This is a genomic window from Plantactinospora sp. B6F1, from assembly GCF_040120695.1.
In the GTDB taxonomy this organism is placed as follows: Bacteria; Actinomycetota; Actinomycetes; order Mycobacteriales; family Micromonosporaceae; genus Plantactinospora.
In genome coordinates this window covers 622,107-641,098 of record NZ_JBEEAC010000001.1, presented here as the reverse complement: position 1 = coordinate 641,098, position 18,992 = coordinate 622,107, and the positions used below count along the sequence as shown (strand labels likewise).

Below are 18,992 nucleotides of genomic sequence, written 5' to 3'. Positions count from 1 at the left end.
ACCCCCGGGCCGCCGGGACCACCCGTGCCGGACCGGTCACGGCCGGCGCGGCGATTCTGCCTACGGAAAGTGATGATCCTCACGGGCGCCGCCCAGGTCAGAGGCATTCCAGAGCTCCTCTGACTACCCTGTGGAATCGGTACGCACCAAGATCACCGCGCCGAACGGCAGTCGTTTCCGGGGGGAAGCAGCATGATGACCGGTTCCGCCACACGCTCCTGGCAGGGCATGACGATACCGGCGCCCGGCAGCTACCTCCTCGATCCCGCGCACAAGCGGGTCGGTTTCCTCGCCCGGCACATGATGGTGAGCCCGGTACGTGGCGAGTTCGCCGAGGCGACCGCGCGGATACTCGTGGAGCCGGACCCGTTGGACTCCTCGGTGACCGCGACGATCCGGGCGGCCAGCATCGGCACCGGCAGCGCGGAACGGGACGTGCACCTGAGCAGCGCCGACTTCCTCGACGTGGAGCGGTTCCCCACGCTCGAATACCGCAGTACCGGGATCAGGTGGCAACCGGACCGGAACGACTCCATCTTCTACTGGGCACGGTTGCGGAGCCAGCGCCCGGGGCGACGGGGCGGGGTCGCCGTACCGGAACAGGCGGACCGGACGTCCGGACGGTTCGTGCTCACCGGGGAGTTGACCATCAAGGGGGTCACCCGACCCGTCGACCTCCAGGTGGAGTTCGGTGGCGCCCGGCGCGACCCGTACGGCCAGGACATCTTCGGGTTCAGCGCGACCGCCGAGATCGAGCGCGAGGAGTACGGGCTGGTCTGGAACGTGGCGCTGGAGAGTGGCGGGGTGCTGGTCGGCAAGAGCGTGCGGATCGAGATCGCCGGTGAGGCGATCCGGCAATCCTGACCCGACCTGCCGGGGGTGGCCGTCGCCGAGGCACCGGCCGACCCGGGCCGGGCCCGCGACGGAGGGCTTCCGCCACGGGCCCGGCAATCGGGTGGGGTCAGTTCGGGGCGTGTACGCCGTTGCCGGCGTAGTCCCTGGTGGCACCGCGGACGTACATGGTCGACTGGTTACCGGAGAAGTACTGCCGGATCGAGCCGGCGAACGGCGTGCTGGAGGCGTTGCGGCCGTAGACGTCGGTGTAGACCGTGGTCGAGCCGCTGTTCTGCATCGAGAAGGTACCCGGCCGGAACTCCCGCAGGGTGCCCTTGAACGGCGAGCGCGGGTCGTCCCAGGCGAGGTTCTGCCCGGCCTGGCGGGCCTGGTTGCAGTAGTCGCCACCGGCGAGGTTCGTGTAGCACAGGTCCACGATTCGACCCAGGTTGTTCGGCTTGCTCGGGTCGTAGTACCGGGACGGGTTGACCACGTAGAACAGCGGCGCCAGGCGGAAGCTCAGTCCGGAACCGGTGATCTGGAAGTCGGAGAACCAGAAGTCGTCCATGTCGGAGACCGTGAACGGCACCGGGTTGGGGTAGAGCGGGTCGTTGTGGGTACGCCCTTCCCGGATCGCCTGGATGCAGCCCGGCTCGGTGATCAGCCGACCCAGCGACCTGGTCTCCGACGGCGAGTCCGCCGGCACCGGGGGTCCGACGTTGATGAACGCGCCGCCGAAGCCCGGGCACTCGCTGGGGCTGAATCCGCCGGCCCGCCCGAGCGGGATCAGCGCGCTGAACCGGGCCTCGGTGACCTGGCCGCCGTTGCTCGCGGTGCAGCGCTGGTTGAAGATCAACTCGTGGATGTTGTTGGTGAACGCGTCCGGCGAGTGGGTGCCCTGGTGGAACTTGAGCAGTACGTCGCAGACGGCGATGGTCGTCCCCTGTGGCGGGAAGAAGCTGGTGCCGTTGTCACCCTGGATCACATTGACGTTGTTGACCGTCAGCACCTTGTGCCCGACGTGGTCCTCGTGCCGGTGGCTCTGCTCCGCCATGTTCTCCATCATCACTTCGCTGGTGTAGCCGAAGGCGGGCCGGCCGGCGGTGCTGTACAGGTCCGACGGCCTGGGGTCGTCGCCGTGTTCGTGGCCGAAGGTGCAACCGCTGGGGTCCCGGGTCGGGTGCCAGGTCGGGTAGACCTTGCCGTCAGGCCCGTACGTCCAGTAGCGGGCGTGGACCTCGACCGAGCACTCCCCGGACCGTGGCTGGTAGCCCTTGTCGCTGGCGGTGGCGATCAGGTCGTACGCCCGGCTGGTCTCGGCACCCGCCGGTGGCAGCCCGGCGCCCCAGGTCGGGTTGCCGGGCGGTGCCGAGGTCGGCGGCACGGTGGGCGGCGACGTCGGTCCGGTGGTGGGGGGTCCGGTGGTGGGGCCGGTGGTGGGGCCGGGCGCCCCGGTGCAGGCGGTGCCGTTCACCGCGAAGCTGGTCGGCGCGGGGTTGCTGCCGTTCCAGGATCCGTTGAAGCCGAACGAGGCGCTGGCTCCGGTGGCAATGCTTCCGTTGTAGCTGGCGTTACGGGCAGTGACCTGGCTGCCGCTCTGCGACACGGTGGAGTTCCATGCCTGGGTCACTCGTTGGCCGGCGTCGTAGCTCCAGGTGAGCGTCCAGGAGCTGATCGGGTCGCCGACGTTGGTGATGGTCACCGCCGCGGTGAAACCGCCCTGCCATTGGGTGCTGACCGTGTAGGTGACGCCGCAGCCGGCGGCGGCCACCGCTGGTCCGGCGATGACGACTGCCGCTCCGCTGGCGGCGACCACGGCTGCCATGGTCACGGCCGACCAGAGCCGGGACCGGGGACGATGTAGGCGCATTGCTGGCCCTCCGAACGATGGTGGGTGAATCGACGGGACCGTGGCTCCCGGCAGGCGATGGACCGGACGGCGGGGACCGGGCTACCCACCCGGGGGCGGGCGTGAGCCGCACCGGCCACCGAAGCGGCCGGGGCGGGACCCGGCGGGGTGCCTGAGTAACACCATCGATTGATTAACATCTATGTTACTGCCCGGGTCGATACTGTCAACGCGGATCAACCGACACCGGAGGCAAGCGCATTCACGCAGGTAGGTTCCGATGCCCGCCCGACCGGCGTTTAACGGCGCGATCGGGGGGAACGGCTACCGCCATGAGCGTTCGAGGGATCGTCGGTGGTCGTCCCGACCGGGCAACCGGGGCCGACCGGTGAGGCCGACAGCGGGTGGCACCGGCGCCGGGCTGCGGGTGGTGGTGGTAGGTGCGACCGGCAACGTCGGGACGAGTCTCGTCGAGACGCTCGGCCGGGATCCGGCGATCGGCACGATCGTCGGCGTGGCCCGGCGGCCACCGCGGTGGCGGCCACCGAAGACCGAGTGGGTCGAGGCGGACATCGTCGCCGCCGACCTGGTCGAGATCTTCGACGGCGCCGACGTCGTGGTCCACCTCGCCTGGCTCTTCCAGCCCACCCACCGGCCACTCACCACCTGGCGGGTCAACGCCGTCGGTGGCCGGCGGGTCTTCGCGGCGGCGGCCCGGGCCGGCGTACCGGCGCTGGTGTACGCCTCGTCGGTCGGCGCGTACTCGCCCGGACCGAAGGACCGGCCGGTGGACGAGGGGTGGCCGACCGACGGCTGGCCGACCGCCGGGTACACCCGGGAGAAGGCGTACCTGGAACGTGTCCTCGACGCCTTCGAGCAGCGGTATCCACAGACGCGGGTGGTCCGGCTGCGTCCCGGGTTCATCTTCAAACGGGAAGCCGCCAGCCAGCAGCGTCGCCTCTTCACCGGGCCGCTCCTGCCGGGCCGGCTGGTGCGACCGGGGATCGTACCGGTCCTCCCCGACCTGCCCGGCCTGCGCTTCCAGGCCCTGCACTCGGCGGACGCCGCCGAGGCGTACCGGCTGGCGGTGCTCCGCGACGTGCGCGGCGCGTTCAACGTCGCCGCCGAGCCGGTCGTCGACGGGCGCCTACTCGCCGACGTCCTGCGGGCCCGACCGGTACGGCTGCCGTCCGGGCCGGTCCGGGCCGCACTCGCGCTCGCCTGGCACCTGCACCTGGTGCCGGCCTCACCGGACCTGCTCGACGCGGTGCTCCGGGTGCCGGTGATGGACACCACCCGGGCCAGCACGGAACTCGGCTGGACACCCCGGTACAGCGCCCGGGAGGCGATCGAGGAGTTCCTGCACGGACTGCGCACCGCCGCCGGGATGCCGACCGCCCCGTTGGCGTCCCGGCTGCGCGGTGGCCGGCTGGCCGAGGCCGGAACCGGCGTGGGCGAGCGCCCCTGACCGAACCCGGCGGGACCGGGAGACCCGGCCCGCCGGGACGGCACGACGGCGCTGTCAGAACCGGGTGACCCGGACGGCGTCGGCGATGACGTAGCCGGTGCCGGTGGTCCACCGGCTCACCCCGATCCGGTCCGCGTCACCGGCGGCGAGCGCGAAGACACCGAGCGACACCCACTGACCACCGGTCAGGCGCTGGTTGACCCGTACCGTCTGGTTGCCGCTGGTGGTGGCCACGATGAACGGGGTGGAATCGTTGTAGTCCGGGTTGGCCGCGTACCAGACCGAGACCTCGTAGTTGGCCGTCTCCGGGACGTTCACCCGGTACCAGGCCACGTCGCTGGCCAGGACCGGTTCGGCGAAGCGGTAGTCGTCACCGTAGCGCTGGCCGGAGTAGGCGGACGTTCCCCAGTTGGCACTGGCGGTGAACCGGCCGGCGGTGCCGTTGTCGACGATGCTGCTCCAGACCGGCGGTGGTTCCCCACCACGGTTGGGAGAGACGTCGAGGTAGTTGCGGTCGATGTGGATCTGTACGCCGCCCCAGGTCTCGTTGACGTTGCCGGCGTACTGGTGCAGCCGTTGGTGGTCGGCGTAGTACTCGGCCGGGCAGTACGGGCCGGTGTCGAGGTTCGCCACACCGTTCCACCAGGCGAACCAGAGGTGGTCCACCCGGGTGTAGGCGGGGTCGTCGTACGCGCTGCACAGGTCCGCCACCCCGGACGAGCCGCTGGAGTACATCCCCGAGAGGTAGCCGAGCGCGTGCAGCCGTTCCGTCCAGCCGGACAGGTACGACAGCACGGCGGCCCGGCACGACGCGTTCGACGGGTAGTGCTCGATGTCGTTGTAGATCGTGCTGCCGGCGAGGATGCCGAGGGCCTTCGCGGCGTTCACCGCGCTGGTCGCCCGGCTGGCCCCCTGGGAGCGCGCCGTGGCCGGGTCGCTGGACATCTTCGGTGTCCGGGTGCCGCAGGGCGCCTGGCGGTCGAGTTCGATGGGAATCAGGTGCCAACCGTTGTTGGTCTGGTTGGTCACCCAGGTCGCGGTCAGGTTGGACTGGGAGCACGAGCGGCTGGCCCCGCTGATGTAGATCCCGATCGCCCGGTACGGCGAACTGGCCCGCCAGGTGTTCATGGCCGACTGGGACGGGGCGGTGCAGGTGTCGAAGCCGCGGCCGAGGTAGGTGCCGGGTTGCGGGCCGGCCGCCGCCAGTGGGGCGGCCGGGGCGGCGGGGCGGGTCAGCGAGTCGAGGGCGGACCGCGACAGCGGCACCGCGTCCGGGCCGAGGGACGCGGTGCCGAGGACCTTCCGGACGAGGCCCTCGGTCGACGGCGTGTGCACGGCCGTGACGAGTACGCCCGCGTCCCGGACCGCGATTCGGATCTCGTCGTCCCCGGAGGGCACCGCGGCCGCCGTCGCCGCGCCGGGCGCCGTGGTGGCGGCGCCGTCCGGCAGCCGGTCCGCGGAGCGGGCGTCGATCGGTTCGAGGAGCAGGCCGGCGCTCCGCCCGACGAGTCGGGACGGGCACTCGGACTGGTCACCCGGGTGGCCGAGGTAGACCGTGGGGCGGTCGAACCGGACGCAGGCGTGTGGTCGGGCGGCGAGGTCGACGACCCGCCAGTCCTCCGGCACGGCAACCCGGTAGCCCTGGTAGCTCACGGTGCGGCTGCCCTCCGGCGCGACCGGTTCGGCGGTCATGCCGGCCCGGGCCGGCATGACCGCCAGCGTCGAGCCGGCCACCACGGCGGCGAGGCCGGTCAGGCCCGCCATGGTTCTCTTCATCGAGCCTCCTGGAGAAATTCTTACCCGCAGCCGTGATATTTGGAGAATTCCTACCAGATATCGACGCCGGCCGCTAGCCGGGGCACGCGCCGTCCGGTCGGTCCGAAGGTCGTGTTGTGCGCCGTCGACCGCCGCCGGCACATTCGTCGCCATCACCGTCCACGACCGATAGAGTGCGCGCACACCACCGGCACTCGTCGGACCCTCCCCCGCCAGGAGCTCGCCTTGACGCCTCCCATACGTCGGTCGCCCCGGACCGTCACCGCCCTGCTCACCGCCGTCGCGCTGGTCACGATCCCCGCCTCGGTCGCATCGGCCGGCACCGAGACGGCGGGCGACACCGCCGTGCTGGCGTCGCGGATTCTGCGGGTCTACAACAACAACATCGAGAACCTCGTCGTGAACAACGCCGACGGGACCTGCACCCGGATCTCCGGCCCGAACCACCTCACCTCGATGCTCGTCGACGACAGCGGCCGGACGGGTACCGCCGGTGTGCTGGCCCCGGACCTGCTGATCGTGCAACAGGTCCGGGGCACCGGGCAGGCCGAGGCGTACGCCGACCAACTCTCGGCGAAGTTCGGCTATCCGGCGGGCACCTACCGGGCGATCGTGGCCTGGAGCGACCCGGAGCCGTGGGGCAGCACCCACAAGTGCAGCTCGCAGTCGCTCGGTGACCTGAAGAAGAAGCAGACAAACGGCATCCTCTACAACACCCGGACCCTCAGCCTCGCCTCCGGAGACGTCTCCAAGTATTGGTCCGCCGGCTGGTTGCGCCCCGGGACGGCGTACGCCAACGGCGCCGGGTGCACGCTGTACAAGCCGCCGAACAGCGACCCGGACACGACCGACTACTACAAGTGGAAGCGGACCAGCGCCATCGCGGCGAGGTTCACCATCAAGGCGACCGGCACCACCGTCTTCGCCGCCACCATGCACCTGCCACAGGAGAACCGGCAGAACGCCTGCGCCGGGGCGGGCTACACCGGGATCGGCGGCACCGGCATACACATCGGGGCGGACGCCACCAGCCTGATGAACGCCTCGACGATCCGGGTGGTCGGCATCGACGCGAACCGTACCGGCATTCCGGCGTCCACCCTGAGCGGCTTCGGCATGACCGGCTACGGATCCCGGCCCACGCACGGCTCCAGCAAGATCGACTATCTCTTCGTCCGGGGTACCGTGCAGCCGTCGGCCGTCGACCACACCGTGGCCGGCACCAGATCGAACCACCTGGCCCTGTACGGCTTCATCGCCTACTGACGGCCGCGGCCCACAGCCCGGCCGGCGACCGGCGCGGTCGGCGGACCACCGACCGCGCCGGGAGGACCGGGTGGTGACGAATCGGCGGAGCGCGGCCGTCGAGGTACGCCGTCCGGCCGACCATCACCTCACCGCCGGCTCCGATGGAGCGCCTGGAACAACGAGATCCACTGCTCGGGCCAGACGTACCCGACCAGCGTGTCGGCCGGCACCCGGTTGGCCCGCAGCGCGGCGTCGACCCGGCGGGCCGGATAGCCGCGATGCAGCGAGGCCCGCAGCGAGCCGCCCACCCCGCTGAAGCCGAGCCCGACGAACCGCTCGTAGTCGGCGAGTTGCCGCGCCGGCAGCAGCTCCACCGCCCGGCGTTCCAGCCGCAGGATGCCGGAGTCCACCCGGGGCATCGGCCGGAACCGCTCCCGGGGGATCCGGCCGGCCAGCCGCCAGTTCATCCACGGCCAGGTCTGCACCGTCCGCAGCGTCCACCGGCCGTAGTCGCCGCAGCGCTTGCGGGCGTACTCGAGCTGGGTGACCAGGGTGGCGGTGGTCAACTGCGGGGCGTCCAGGCACCAGTCGACGATCCGGCTCGTCGAGGCGTACGGGATGTTGCCGACCACCGCGAACGGCTCGGCGGGTGGCCGGGCAGCGACGAAGTCGCCGTGCACGAGCCGGAGTCCGGGCTCCGACCGGAACTCCTCGCCGAGCCCGGCGACCAGCCCCGGGTCGATCTCGTACGCGACGACCCGCCGGCACCGCCGGACCAGTTCCCTGGTCAGCGCTCCCTGCCCGGCACCGACCTCCAGGACGAGCCCGGCCGGGTCGAGGCGGGCCGAGGTGACGATCTGCCCGATGGTCCGCTCGTCGCGCAGGAAGTTCTGCCCGAGCACCCGGCGCGACCGGTCCTGCCCGGTACGCGGCACTCTCGTCCTGCCGGGTCGGTCAGGTTGCCGGCGGACCGGCAGACTCGCCGCACGGGCGTGCGGACGGTTCTTTCGATTCGGATGGTGATGTGGCACAGCCGTGTCCTCCGCCCGGGCGCTCCGGGCCGGTTTGTGGGACAGGCGGGCGCACGGCGCCCACGGCCTGTCCTCGGATGGATCAGGACTCGGGTGACCCTGGGCGTGCGGAGGATTTCGGCGGCTCGCGCTCGGGCGTCGTCGACGCGAGCGGTGTCGCGAATCGTCGACGCGGGTGCCCCGCACCGGGCGCAACCGACGCCGTACGTCGGGCGGCCAGGTGGAGGGCACGGCGCGGCGCGCCGCCGATGGACGGGGCTGGGATTCGACCGACGGTCACCGTCGACGTAGGCGACGGTGGGCTGGCTGCCGCGTCAGCGGCGGCGATGGTCGAACCCCGATGCTTCTCCCGTGCTCAGCCGGCCAGGGCGCGGTGCCGGGGCCGGTCGCGGTGCAGGAGCTGAATCGCCCGACCAGCGGTGCACGTCCCGGTCAGGGACCCGCGGATCAGGGCGTGGAAGGTGCCAGACACCCGGCCACCCTAGCTCAGCGGGCGCGAACCGCCCAACCGGTTTCCCCGGGAGAACGACGGTGCCCACCTGCTGCGACACTCCCACCGGGTGGAAGTGATCACGGTCCCGGTCCGGCGTTAAGGTACCCGGATGGAAAAGCCCACCGTGGGTCTGGTCGACGGTCCGCCGCCGGCCGACCTTGTCATCGAGGACATAACGATCGGGACGGGCCAGGAGGTCCAGCCGGGCCAATGGGCCGTGGTGCACTACGTCGGGGTCTCGTTCGACACCGGCGACGAGTTCGACTCGTCGTGGAACCGCGGCTCGCCGTTCAGCTTCCCGGTAGGTGGCGGCAAGGTCATCGAGGGTTGGGATCGGGGCGTACTGGGAATGCGGGTCGGCGGCCGGCGCAAGCTGGTGATCCCGCCGCAGCTCGGCTACGGCAATCAGGGGGTCGGCAACCGGATCAAGCCGGGCGCCACGCTCGTCTTCGTGGTCGACCTGGTCGACGTGAAGTTCTGACTGATTCTGCCTTGTTCTGACCTGTTCGGGGTGTGTTCGTCCCGGCCGGAGGGCCCCGGACGCCGTCGGCGTCCGGGGCCCGCGATTCTGATCGGCCCGATCCGCGCTCAGAAGCCGAGCGCGGGGCGTCCGCCCACCACCGGCAGGGTCAGGGTGCTCGCCGTCGGCAGTACCGTCAGCCGGGTACCGGGCAGCGGCAACAGGGTGTAGTCCTGGTCGCTGGAGAAGATCACCAGACCGAGCCGGTGCCCGGAGCCGAACACGTAGTCCTTGGGCTCCATCGACCAGCGGTAGTCGGCCATTCGCCCCGGCCGCAGCGGCCGGCCGTGCGCCTCGCTGGTCCGGTTCTGCGGGTCCAGCCAACCCCGGGAGACCACCACCGGCGCCTCGTTCGAACCGGCCGGGCCGTAGTCGACCAGGTAGCCGGTGAGGTTCGCGCCGGTCCGGTTGTCGACGGAGAGCCGTACCCGCAGCTCGGGCCGGCCCGAGATCCGGACGTCCCGGTCCAGCGCCGGGGAGGTGTAGACCAGCCGGTTCGGGTTGGCGGTGTCCGGTCCGGCCACGAGTTCGGCCGGGCCGATGGTCCGGCCCGAGTCGACCAGGCTCTGCGCTGCGCGGCCCCGCCCACCGTGCCCGACCAGCCGGCCCGGCGCGGTGGCGTCGCTCGCCGAGAGTCCCAACGCCACCTCCCGGGAGCCCGGATCCGGCCAGTCCCGGTACGTGGTGTAGACCCGATCCTCCCGCTGCACCACCGCCCTCGGCTCGGCCATGATGCCGTTGTCGACGCCCCACAGCCAGTGGTCGAACCAGCGGTTCTCGGTCTGCTTGTAGCTCCACGACCGCCCGTCCGGCAGCGTCACCGTGGCCGCGCTGCCCGGCCCGCCGTGGCCGCCCTGGTGCAGCCACAGCTTGCGTGGCACGGCGTACCGGTCGAGCTGGTCCCACCAGTCGGCGAACTGGCCGGTCTTCACGTTCCAGTCGTTGAGCCCGTGTACGACGAAGACGCTGGCCCGGACCCTGCGCGCCCCGGGCAGATAGTCCCGCTCCCGCCAGAACCGGCTGTAGTCGCCGGTGACCCGATCCTGTTCCTCGGCGATCTCGGCGATCTCGTCGGCACAGGTCCCCTCGGAGCGGGCCCGTCCGGCGGTGTACATGGTCAGGATGTCGGCATCCTCACCCTGGTATCCGCCGGGTGCCACCACCAGACCGTTGGCCCGGTAGTAGTCGTACCAGTTGCTGATGGCGGCGACCGGGACGATCGTCCTGAGTCCCCGAACCCCGGTGGTCGCCACCATGTTCGGCAGGGTCCCGTTGTAGGAGACGCCGGTCATCCCGACCGCCCCGGTGGTCCAGCCGGCCCGCACCGGCGCGCCACTGGCGTCGTACGCCCTGGCCCGCCCGCCCAGCCAGTCGATGATCGCCCTGGTGCCCAGCGTCTCGGCCGAGTCACCGGTGCTCGGGCAGCCGTCGGAGTCACCGGTGCCGATGCTCTGTCCCAGCACCACCGCGTAGCCGCGCGGCACGTAGTAGTCGTCGAGCTGGCCGGGCAGGTTGGCCTTGGCCTTGGCCCGCAGGACGCCGGGTTGCTCCGCCCGCCGGGCGGACGCCCCGGCCGACGAGTTCTGCGGCAGGTCGTCGACGAGCACGCTCGGATAGGGGACGTCGCCCCAGGTGCCCTTCCGGTACGGCGAGTGCTCCAGGATCACCGGCACCCGCAGTCCCTCGGAGTCGGTCTCCCGGGGCCGAGAGATGTCCACCACCACCCGGTCGCGGCGGCCGTCGTGGTCGGTGTCGAGCGGGGTCTCCACCCACACCCGCTCCTCGATGGCGTCGGCGAGGGAGAAGACCGGCTGGGTCATGCCGTCCCGCACGACGATCTCCGGCGGTGGCGCGGCCGTGGCGGCGCGGGCCGGTACCGGCGCCGCGACCAGGGCCAGGCCCACCACGTACGCCCCGAGAATCCTCCCGGGACCCGCTGATGGCATGGCGTTGCTCCTCTCGACCTGTCCTCGTGGTCCGGCGCCCCGCGCCGCGCGGCCCGCCCCCAGAGGGTGTCGGGAGTGTCGGGACGAAGGCGCCGAGAGCGGGGAGATCGACGACTCATCCTAGTACGACAGTCAGTGGCCGGCCCGGATCGTCAGTCGGGTCCAGGCACCGAGGTAGATGCGGTCGCCGTCACCGAGCGGGACCGGTGTGTTGGCGACGATCGGTGGCGTCGACGGATCGTTGAGACAGGTACCGTTGGCGGACTCCAGGTCCACCATGGCCCAACCGTCCGGCTGTGGGAGCAGCAGCGCGTGCAGATGAGAGACCCCGGGATCCTCGGGCGGGCCGACGAGGTCGACGTCCGGAAATACGCCCCGGGATCGGCTGCGGCGACCGATCAGCAACTGCCGGGGCTCCAGGATGAACCGGCGGGGCACGACGAAACGGGGAAGCGTCAGACTGCCGGCGTCCGTACCGCCCGAGGATCTGACCAGGTCGAAATAGCTGGCGTCGACCTCGACCAGCAGGTGCCAGGTGGCGCCGTGTCCGGAAACGGCCGGATCGCCGCCGGCCGGCGGGGCGGTACCGGTCGGGGCAGGGTCGACCGGTGGACCCAGCAGGAAGTCGTAGCCGTCCTCCTCGCAGAATCGGCCCACCTGAGGCGTACCGCAGGTTGGGCACGGCGGTGCCGGCGATTCCCGCGCGGCCTCCGCTCCGCCGCCCGCCGGTTCCACCGGTACGCCGGTCCCCGGCGCCGAAAGCGATCCGGGGCGGTCGGGAGCCGAGTCGACCCCGGCGGGCGGGATGGGTACCCCGCAGACGTCGCAGTAGTCCATGGTGGACGACTCGTGTCCCCGGGGGCAGGTGTTGGGCGCCGCGGTCACGGGCTCACCCCTGCTCCTTCTTCACCCGCACCGTCTTCACCGACCGCACGTCGGTCAGTTCGGCGTCCAACGCGGCCACCTGCCGCTTCAGCCGTACCGTGCCGGTCGGCGCGTCGACGACGTCGACGATCCGGCCGAGCAGCATCGCGGTCTCGTCGTGTCCCGACTCGGCGGCCAACTGCACCGCCCGCCCCAGCCGCGCGGTCGCGGTCTCCTCGTCGCCGCTCTCCCGGGCCCGCAGCCCCTCCTGGATCGCGGCGGCGAGTTCGGCCTGCCCGGTGTAGTGCGCCACCTGAGGGCTGATCCGGGTGGAGAGCGCCGTGTCGTCGGTCCACCTGGCCAGGATCAGCCGCTCGGTCAGTACCTGGCCGGCGCTGACCAGGCTGACCCGGGCGGCCAGCACCTCCTCGCCGACCGCGTCGGGTTCGAGGGTCACCGACACGTGGTATTCGCGGGTCTCCGCGCCCCATGCGCCGGTCGGGTAATCCCCGATCCGGGCGCTGACCGGCGAGCGGCGTGCGGTCAACTCCTGCACGTGTGGAAAGACCTGTTTGACCATGCGTACCGTCGATCCGGCCGGACTCCAGATCCTGAGCGCGACGTCCGCCACCCGCTTGCCCATCGCGGCCGCGGTCATCGCCTGGAACGCGGCCGGCAACTGCGCCGGGTGCTCCAGGCCGTCGGCCGTGCCGAGCAGGGCCGAGGCGATGGTACGCAGCTCGCTGGCCACCCAGCCGCTGCCGATCCCCCGGCTGTCGCAGACGAATCGGCCCTCGCAGGCGGCCAGCATCCGGCGCAGGTCTTCGGGCCTCTCGTGCTCGTTGCGCCCGTCGGTGAGCAGGATCGCGTGCCGGACCTCGGTGGGACAGCTGGCGAAGAGCCAGTTCGCCAGGTCCAGCCAGCGACCGATGGCGGTCCCGCCGTCGGCTCGCAGCCCGGCCACCGCCGCCTTCGCCGCCGCCCTGGTCTGCGCGTTCGCCGGCACCATTCCCGGTTGCGCCGGGTAGACCATCCGGGCGACCGCTGTCCCGGAGACCACCGCGAAGGCCACATTCTCGCGCAGGGTGTCTATCGCCACCGCCGTGGCCCGTTTCGCCTCGGCGAGCTTCGTCGGCGGCATCGCCATCGAGCCCGAGGTGTCGATCATGATCACCTGTGCCGCCGTCGGTGCGGTCCTCGGGTTGCGCAGGTCCGCACCGACGGCGGTCACCGTCAGGATCGCGTCCACCACCTGACCACCGGCCGGCAGGTACTCATTGTGGTCCACCTCGGCGACGAACTGCGGTACTCCGCTCACGTACCCGCCCCCGGCATCCCTCCGGCAGGCGGAAACGGCAGCACCGCCACGGCGATGTTGTCGTGGCCACCGGCCTCGGCAGCGAACCTGGTCAGGTCCTGGGCGATCGCGATCGGCGTGCCACCGCCCGGCCCCGGCACCCGGGCCGCCAACGCCCCGGCGTTCGGCAGGTAGTGCGAGAGTCCGTCCGAGCAGATCACCAGCCGCCCCGGCCGCCCGGGCTGGAACGTCACCACCTGCGGGTCGGTGTCGCCGGAGTCCGCACCGAGCCACCGGATCAGCGCCTTGGATGTCGGGTCCTGCTCGGCGCCGGGCGGCACCGGCCGCCCGGCCCGGATCTGGCCGACCACGGAGTCGTCCACGGTGAGGCAGACCGCCTCGTGCACCGCGCCGTCGGGACCGAGCCAGTAGGCCCGGCTGTCACCGATCCAACCGACCGTGACCGAGCCGGCGGTCACGATGGCGGCGACGAAGGTACAACTCGGCGGCACCTGCCCGTCGTCCTGCAAGGCGGTCGCCCGAGCCGCCTCGGCCCCGGCCCGACCGGAGGCCACCACGGCGTCGGGTGGGGCGGCACCGCTGCCCAGCGCGGAGAGCATCGTGGCCAGAGCCGCCTCCGCGGCACCGTGCGCCGCGAGGTCCGCGCGGAGTGATGTCGAGACCCCGTCGCAGACCACCGCCGCGATGGCCGGACCCAGCCGGCCGACCGCGACCGCGTCCTCGTTGCGTCGCCGCCGGGCCCGGTCCGTGACGGCGGCGACCGCCCCCAGGTCCAGGTCGGCGCGGTCCCGCCCCACCGACGAGCGTCGTCCGCAGTGGTCACAGTGACCGGAGTCGCCTGACGGCGGGGTACCGCAGCTCGGACAGGGTTGGCCGACCGCGCGTGAGGAGAGCCAGGAGCCGGAGGGGCCGAGCGGACCGGTGGGAACCGCCGGCACCCCGACGGCGAACGTACCCGGGGTGGCAGCCCCTCCGGCCGACCCGGCCGGGCCGGTCCAGCCGGGTGGGGCGGGTGGTGCCGAAGGCCCGGCCCACCCCGGCGGTGTGAGCGGCGTCGTGGGCCCGGCCCACCCCGGTGGTGCGGCCGGCGGTGGGTGGACGGCGGGGTTCTCCGGTCCGGCCGGTGCGGTCGGCTGCGCGGGCGGACCCCAGCCGGGAACCCCGGACGGTGGGGCCGGTGGCACGGACCCGGCCAGCTCTCCCGGCCGGCCCTGGGCGACGGATGGTGCCGACGACGCCCCGGCCGATCCGGTCGGTCCGGCGAGCGCCTCCAGTCGGGACAGCGAGGTCGGCCCGGAGATGTCGACCTGGCGCAGCAGTTCGGTCGACTCGGCAGACCCGACCGGGCCGGACACCTCGGCCCGCCCGCTCGCGGTCGCGGTGCCCGACCGGGACGACTCGGCCGGGGCGGACGAGCCGGTCGCCGTGCTCGTCCCGCCGGACGGCCCGGTCACCTCGCCCACCGGTACGCGTTCCAACTCCCGACCGCAGACCTCGCAGTACCGGTGTGCCGGGTCGTCGGGCGCGCCATGCTCGGGACAGGGCTTCGGCATGCTGCCGGCACTGCCGGCTCCGACGGCGGTCACACCAGAGTCCTCGGTCGGACCGCGTTCGCGTGGTCGACCAGGGCGATCCGCAGCTCCGGGTCGTGGGAGAGCTGGGCCAGCATCCGGTACGCCCGTTCCAGCCCGAACCGCAGGCCGCGCTCGGACAGCTCGTGTCCCAGCACCCGGGCTCCCGAGGTGGCCCCGGGTCTGCTCCGTACCCAGGCCAGGGCCACCTCCAGCACCTCGATGGTGAGCCGGGTCTGCCGTTCGACGTCCAGACCGAGCCGCTCCAGCCGGACGGATGCCCGCTGCAGGTCGTCCGGGCCGGTGGTGCCCGCGGCCAGCCCGGGCAGGCTGGCCCGGACGGCGGCTACCTGCGCGGCCACGTGCTGGCTGGAGCTGTCCGGCACCTGGTCCAGTACGGCGAGCGCCCCCGTGCGGTCGCCGACCAGGAACCGGATCCGGGCCAGCCCGAACGCGGCACTCAGGTAGCTGCGGTCGACCCGCCACACCCGGTCGTACAGTCGGGTCGCCAACTCCCGGTCGCCGGTGCACTCCGCGCTCACCGCCAGCGCCAGCCGGGCGGCCGGCTCGCCCGGCAGGGCGTCGTACACCGCGTCGAAGGCGACCCGGGCGTCGGCGGGCCGGTTCGCGGTCAACGCCGCCAGGCCCCGGTACCAGTCGACCCGCCAGTCGAACGGGTCGGCCGCAGCCAGCCGGTCCAGGTCGACGCCCGCCCCGGCCAGGTCACCGCTCTCGATCCGGGCCCGGGCCAGCCGCAACGCCACCTCGACACTGCGGACCGGCGCCGCGGAGAGCTGTCGGACCAGTTCCGCCGGGTCGGTCGTGCCGAGTGAGGCGAGGAAGCCGGCGCCCGGGTCGAGCACGTCGACCTGCGGCAGCGGCAACGCGGCGGCGACCACCGGCGGCGCCGGGGCGATCGCACCGGGCGGTATCCCGCCGCCGGCGCCCCAGGCCCGGCCCGCCACCGCCCGGCCGACCTCACCGGCCTCGGTGCCGAAGGCGCGCCGCTCCGGCGTGAATTGCCGGGACACCGCCGGCCTGGGCACCCCGTCGGCGGCGGAGAGCACCTCGCGCAGTACGCCGAGCAGTTGCTCGCTCATCTCCCCGGCGCTCTGGAAACGCCGGTCCGGATCGGGGTGGGTGGCCCGGCGCAGCAACCGGTGGTACGACATCTCGGCGGCGAGCAGCGGCGCGTCCGCCGGGTCCGGCAGCCGGTCGGCGTACGTGGTCGTGAAGCCGCGGAAGTCGAGGCTGAGCACCGCCAGCGCCCGGCCGACGGTGTAGATGTCGGAGGCGACCGAGGGGCCGAGCGTGCCGACCTCCGGCGCCTGGTAGCCGGGGGTACCGAAGATCGCGCTGGCGCTGTCGTCGACGTGGCGTACCGCGCCCAGGTCGATGAGTTTGAGCTGTTCCTCGGCGTGGATCACGTTGTCCGGCTTGAAGTCGCAGAAGAGCAGGTTCCGGTCGTGCAGGTAGTCCAGGGCCGGCAGGATCTCCACACCGTAGGCGATCACCTCGGGCAGCGGCAGCGCGCGCTGCCCGGTCTCCCGGCGCCGGGCCATCAGCATGTCCCGCAGGGAATGGCCGCCGACGTACTCCATCACGATGTAACCGACCGGGGTGCCGGTACGCGGATCGGGGTGCTCGACGAAGTCGTGGATCTTGACGATGTTGGGGTGGTCGAGTTCGACCAGGAAGCGGCGCTCCGCGACGGCGGAGGCCATCGCGTCCTCGTCCGAGGTGTTGATCAGGCCCTTGAGTACCACCCAGCGGTCGCTGACCGTGTCACTGACGTTGCGGTCCCGGGCGAGATAGATCCAGCCCAGTCCGCCGTACGCGAGTGCGCCGAGGATCTCGTACCGTCGGTTGATCACGTCACCGGGACCGAGTCGGGGCACGAAGGAGAACTGGGTCCCGCAGTGCGGACAGAAGCCCTCGGCCCGCCCCGGTCGGTCGTCCCGACCCCGACCCACCGGCTTCTCGCAGCTCACGCAGAACCGTCGAGACTCGGCGACCTTCGGCTCGGCCATCACCGCCGTCGCCGGGTCGCGCAGCGGCACCCGGGCGATGTCGACCAGACCGGCACCGAGACCGCCCCGGGAGGCGCTCCGGGACCGGCTGGAGGCCCGCGAGCCGGAGTTCGCGCTCCCTCGGCTCGGCATGGTGCCGAATCCGGTCGAGGACGACCCCCGCCCGGTACCGGTCGACGCCGGCCCCTGCCCGGTCGAACCTGGCCCTGGGCGGGGACCGGTGGAGGCCGACGCCTGGCCGGCCGGTGCTCCGGGTTGCCCCGGCACCGGACCGTGCCCGGACGGACCGTGCCCCGACGGACCGTGCCCCGACGGACCGTGCCCCGACGGCACCGGACCGTGCCCGGACGGCGACCGGCCCAGCCCGGTACCGGTGGACGGGCCGACGGCCGCGGCCGGCACCGACGCCCGTCCGGCGCCGGTCGGCACCCGGCCCGTCCCGGCCGGCACCGACGCCCGCCCCGCACCGGTGGACGTCCCGAGCGGGCCGGTACCGGTCGATCCGGTGCCCTCGGGCCCGGCCACCGACCCGGCCGGTGCCCGCCGACCGCACTCGTCGCAGTAGCCGTCGGGCAGGTAGGAGCCGGGGCAACCGGGCCGCAGGCAGCGGGTGCTCATGAGGATCCCTTCGCACCGGGCGCCGGGCGCTCGGCGAGGTCGTTGAGATGACGCTGGTACGCGACCACGGCCCGGGTCGCCGCCGACAGGTCACACGGGCTGGTGTACAGCAGGTCGCTGGCCTGCCGGTAGCGGGCGGAGAGTTCGAGGTGCTCGATCAGGCCGAGCCGCCCCGCCTTGGCCCGGTACGCGTCGAGCCTGCCCCGCAGTTCGGCACGCCGCAGCAGCAGCCCGTCCGCCGCCTCGTACGAGGAGGCCAGCCGGCGCCGGGCGTCCGCCACGCCACGTTCGAGCGCGGCCAGTTCCGTACCGAGTTGGCTCCACCGCCGCTCCCGGTGCAACTGGCCGAGCTGCGCCAACTGGGCACGCAGCGCCGGAGCCGGATCCGGCGGCAGGTCGGGTAGCGCGGAAGCGGCGATCTTGGCGCGCGCCAGCGCGTGCGCGCGGGCGGTCCCGGCGGCCGCGGTGGTGAGTTCGTCCAGTGCGCTCGCCAACCGGACGATCCGTCCCGGGTAGCCGTCGCGTACCTCGGTCAGGTCGGCGAGCCGGCCCGCCAGGGCGGCGACCTCGGCCTCGAACCGCCGCAGCCGGTCCCGCACCGTGGTCGCGGCCGGTCCGCTCCCGGACGCGCCGATCGGGTCGGCAAGCGCCTCCCGGTACGCCTCGTCGACCACCCGGTCGAGCCGATCGAGTTCGTCGTGCGGCGACGGGTCGACCCGCGATCCGGTCACCGGAGTCGCAACGGGAGCAGCCGGCCAGACAGGACCGGCAGCGGGCGGGACCGGCTCGTCGCCTCGTCCTCCCGGCCCGGTCAACCCGACGGCCTCGGCCCGCAGCCGGTGCAGCGCGTCGGTGAGCTGCGCGAACCGTCCGGCGAGCCGGGCCCGCGCGGACTCCAGGCCGGCGAGTGCCCCGGAGAGCGCGGCCGCCTCGGCCTCGATCCGACGGGCGAGTTCGATCAGCCGGAGCCGCTGTGCCGGTGTGCCGGCCGGATCGTCGAGTACCGTCCCGTCGACGTCGAGCGCGACCACCGCAGCCCCGAGCAGATCGCCGAGTTCCCGCAGCTCGGTCTCGCCGGGTCGGGTCCGCCGGGCGCGCACCTCGCGGGCCTGGGCCAGCAGCACCCCGAAGGCGGCGAACTGGGACCAGAGTGCGCCGGTCCGGGCGAGCACGTCGCCGGCGACCCGCGCAGTCTCCCCGGCCGTCCGGGAGTCCCGCAACAGGACCAGCTCGGGCCGGCCGTCCAGGGCGTACATCGCGGCCGAGGCCCTGTCGTGTGCCGCGCCGAGCGCGCCGAGCACCTGGTCGACCTCGGCTCGACCCATCGGCGACGGCGGCGGCACGGTCATCGGCGCGGCTGTCGGGGTCTGGCCGTGCCGGCCAGCGTCCCCGGACGCCCACCGGTGCTCGGCGACTGCGCTGGAAG

13 protein-coding genes are annotated in these 18,992 nt (G+C 72.8%); 4 read left to right on the top strand and 9 right to left on the bottom strand.

From position 1 onward, the window contains the following. Nucleotides 1-195 precede the first annotated feature (195 nt). Nucleotides 196-864: a YceI family protein gene (locus ABNF97_RS02585; protein ID WP_349337571.1), complete on the top strand. Its 669-nt coding sequence runs from the start codon at nt 196-198 to the stop codon at nt 862-864. A gap of 97 nt (nt 865-961) precedes the next feature. Here the strand turns inward: ABNF97_RS02585 and ABNF97_RS02580 are convergent, their stop codons facing one another. Then, nucleotides 962-2,704, bottom strand: coding sequence for a cellulose-binding domain-containing protein (locus ABNF97_RS02580; RefSeq protein WP_349337515.1), 1,743 nt, complete (start codon nt 2,702-2,704; stop codon nt 962-964). 367 nt (nt 2,705-3,071) lie between these two features. On the opposite strand from ABNF97_RS02580, the gene ABNF97_RS02575 reads away from it, so the two are divergent. Further along, nucleotides 3,072-4,151 carry an NAD-dependent epimerase/dehydratase family protein gene (locus ABNF97_RS02575; RefSeq protein WP_349337514.1) on the top strand — a complete coding sequence of 360 codons (1,080 nt, stop codon included), beginning with the start codon at nt 3,072-3,074 and terminating at the stop codon, nt 4,149-4,151. Nucleotides 4,152-4,205: 54 nt separating this feature from the next. Here ABNF97_RS02575 and ABNF97_RS02570 read toward each other — a convergent pair whose 3' ends face one another. Then, nucleotides 4,206-5,927: a glycoside hydrolase domain-containing protein gene (locus ABNF97_RS02570; protein ID WP_502930431.1), complete on the bottom strand. Its 1,722-nt coding sequence runs from the start codon at nt 5,925-5,927 to the stop codon at nt 4,206-4,208. 225 nt (nt 5,928-6,152) lie between these two features. On the opposite strand from ABNF97_RS02570, the gene ABNF97_RS02565 reads away from it, so the two are divergent. Continuing rightward, on the top strand, nt 6,153-7,193 hold the full coding sequence (locus ABNF97_RS02565; protein WP_349337513.1) for a hypothetical protein: 1,041 nt from the start codon (nt 6,153-6,155) through the stop codon (nt 7,191-7,193). Nucleotides 7,194-7,321: 128 nt separating this feature from the next. On the opposite strand, the gene erm is transcribed toward ABNF97_RS02565, so the two are convergent. Beyond that, entirely contained in the window at nt 7,322-8,110 is a 789-nt protein-coding gene (gene erm / locus ABNF97_RS02560; RefSeq protein ID WP_349337512.1) for an ErmE/ErmH/ErmO/ErmR family 23S rRNA (adenine(2058)-N(6))-methyltransferase, read from the bottom strand. Between the two features lie 698 nt (nt 8,111-8,808). Here erm and ABNF97_RS02555 point away from each other — a divergent pair. Then, nucleotides 8,809-9,180, top strand: coding sequence for an FKBP-type peptidyl-prolyl cis-trans isomerase (locus tag ABNF97_RS02555; protein ID WP_130462889.1), 372 nt, complete (start codon nt 8,809-8,811; stop codon nt 9,178-9,180). A gap of 107 nt (nt 9,181-9,287) precedes the next feature. Here the strand turns inward: ABNF97_RS02555 and ABNF97_RS02550 are convergent, their stop codons facing one another. From ABNF97_RS02550 to ABNF97_RS02525, 6 genes are all read right to left on the bottom strand, one after another. Beyond that, nucleotides 9,288-11,165, bottom strand: coding sequence for a Xaa-Pro dipeptidyl-peptidase (locus tag ABNF97_RS02550; RefSeq protein ID WP_349337511.1), 1,878 nt, complete (start codon nt 11,163-11,165; stop codon nt 9,288-9,290). A 132-nt stretch (nt 11,166-11,297) separates the two neighbouring features. After that, nucleotides 11,298-12,050, bottom strand: coding sequence for an FHA domain-containing protein (locus ABNF97_RS02545; RefSeq protein ID WP_349337510.1), 753 nt, complete (start codon nt 12,048-12,050; stop codon nt 11,298-11,300). A 4-nt stretch (nt 12,051-12,054) separates the two neighbouring features. After that, a complete protein-coding gene (locus ABNF97_RS02540) occupies nt 12,055-13,347 on the bottom strand; it encodes a vWA domain-containing protein (protein ID WP_130462887.1) in 1,293 nt (430 codons plus the stop codon). Continuing rightward, nucleotides 13,344-14,933, bottom strand: a complete 1,590-nt coding sequence (locus tag ABNF97_RS02535; protein WP_349337509.1) for a PP2C family protein-serine/threonine phosphatase — start codon at nt 14,931-14,933, stop codon at nt 13,344-13,346. The genes ABNF97_RS02540 and ABNF97_RS02535 overlap by 4 nt, the downstream gene beginning before the upstream one ends. Then, a complete protein-coding gene (locus ABNF97_RS02530) occupies nt 14,930-17,566 on the bottom strand; it encodes a tetratricopeptide repeat protein (RefSeq protein WP_130462885.1) in 2,637 nt (878 codons plus the stop codon). Before ABNF97_RS02530 ends, ABNF97_RS02535 begins: the two co-directional genes overlap by 4 nt. Further along, a complete protein-coding gene (locus ABNF97_RS02525) occupies nt 17,563-18,915 on the bottom strand; it encodes a hypothetical protein (protein WP_349337508.1) in 1,353 nt (450 codons plus the stop codon). The genes ABNF97_RS02530 and ABNF97_RS02525 overlap by 4 nt, the downstream gene beginning before the upstream one ends. Between the last annotated feature and the right edge of the window lie 77 nt (nt 18,916-18,992).

Bases quoted from the DNA above. Each gene is read 5' to 3' on its own strand.
- ABNF97_RS02555 (WP_130462889.1), top strand. From the start codon at position 8,809: ATGGAAAAGCCCACCGTGGGTCTGGTCGACGGTCCGCCGCCGGCCGAC.
- ABNF97_RS02570 (WP_502930431.1), bottom strand. From the start codon at position 5,927: ATGAAGAGAACCATGGCGGGCCTGACCGGCCTCGCCGCCGTGGTGGCC.
- ABNF97_RS02585 (WP_349337571.1), top strand. From the start codon at position 196: ATGACCGGTTCCGCCACACGCTCCTGGCAGGGCATGACGATACCGGCG.
- ABNF97_RS02525 (WP_349337508.1), bottom strand. From the start codon at position 18,915: ATGACCGTGCCGCCGCCGTCGCCGATGGGTCGAGCCGAGGTCGACCAG.
- ABNF97_RS02580 (WP_349337515.1), bottom strand. From the start codon at position 2,704: ATGCGCCTACATCGTCCCCGGTCCCGGCTCTGGTCGGCCGTGACCATG.
- ABNF97_RS02530 (WP_130462885.1), bottom strand. From the start codon at position 17,566: ATGAGCACCCGCTGCCTGCGGCCCGGTTGCCCCGGCTCCTACCTGCCC.
- ABNF97_RS02550 (WP_349337511.1), bottom strand. From the start codon at position 11,165: ATGCCATCAGCGGGTCCCGGGAGGATTCTCGGGGCGTACGTGGTGGGC.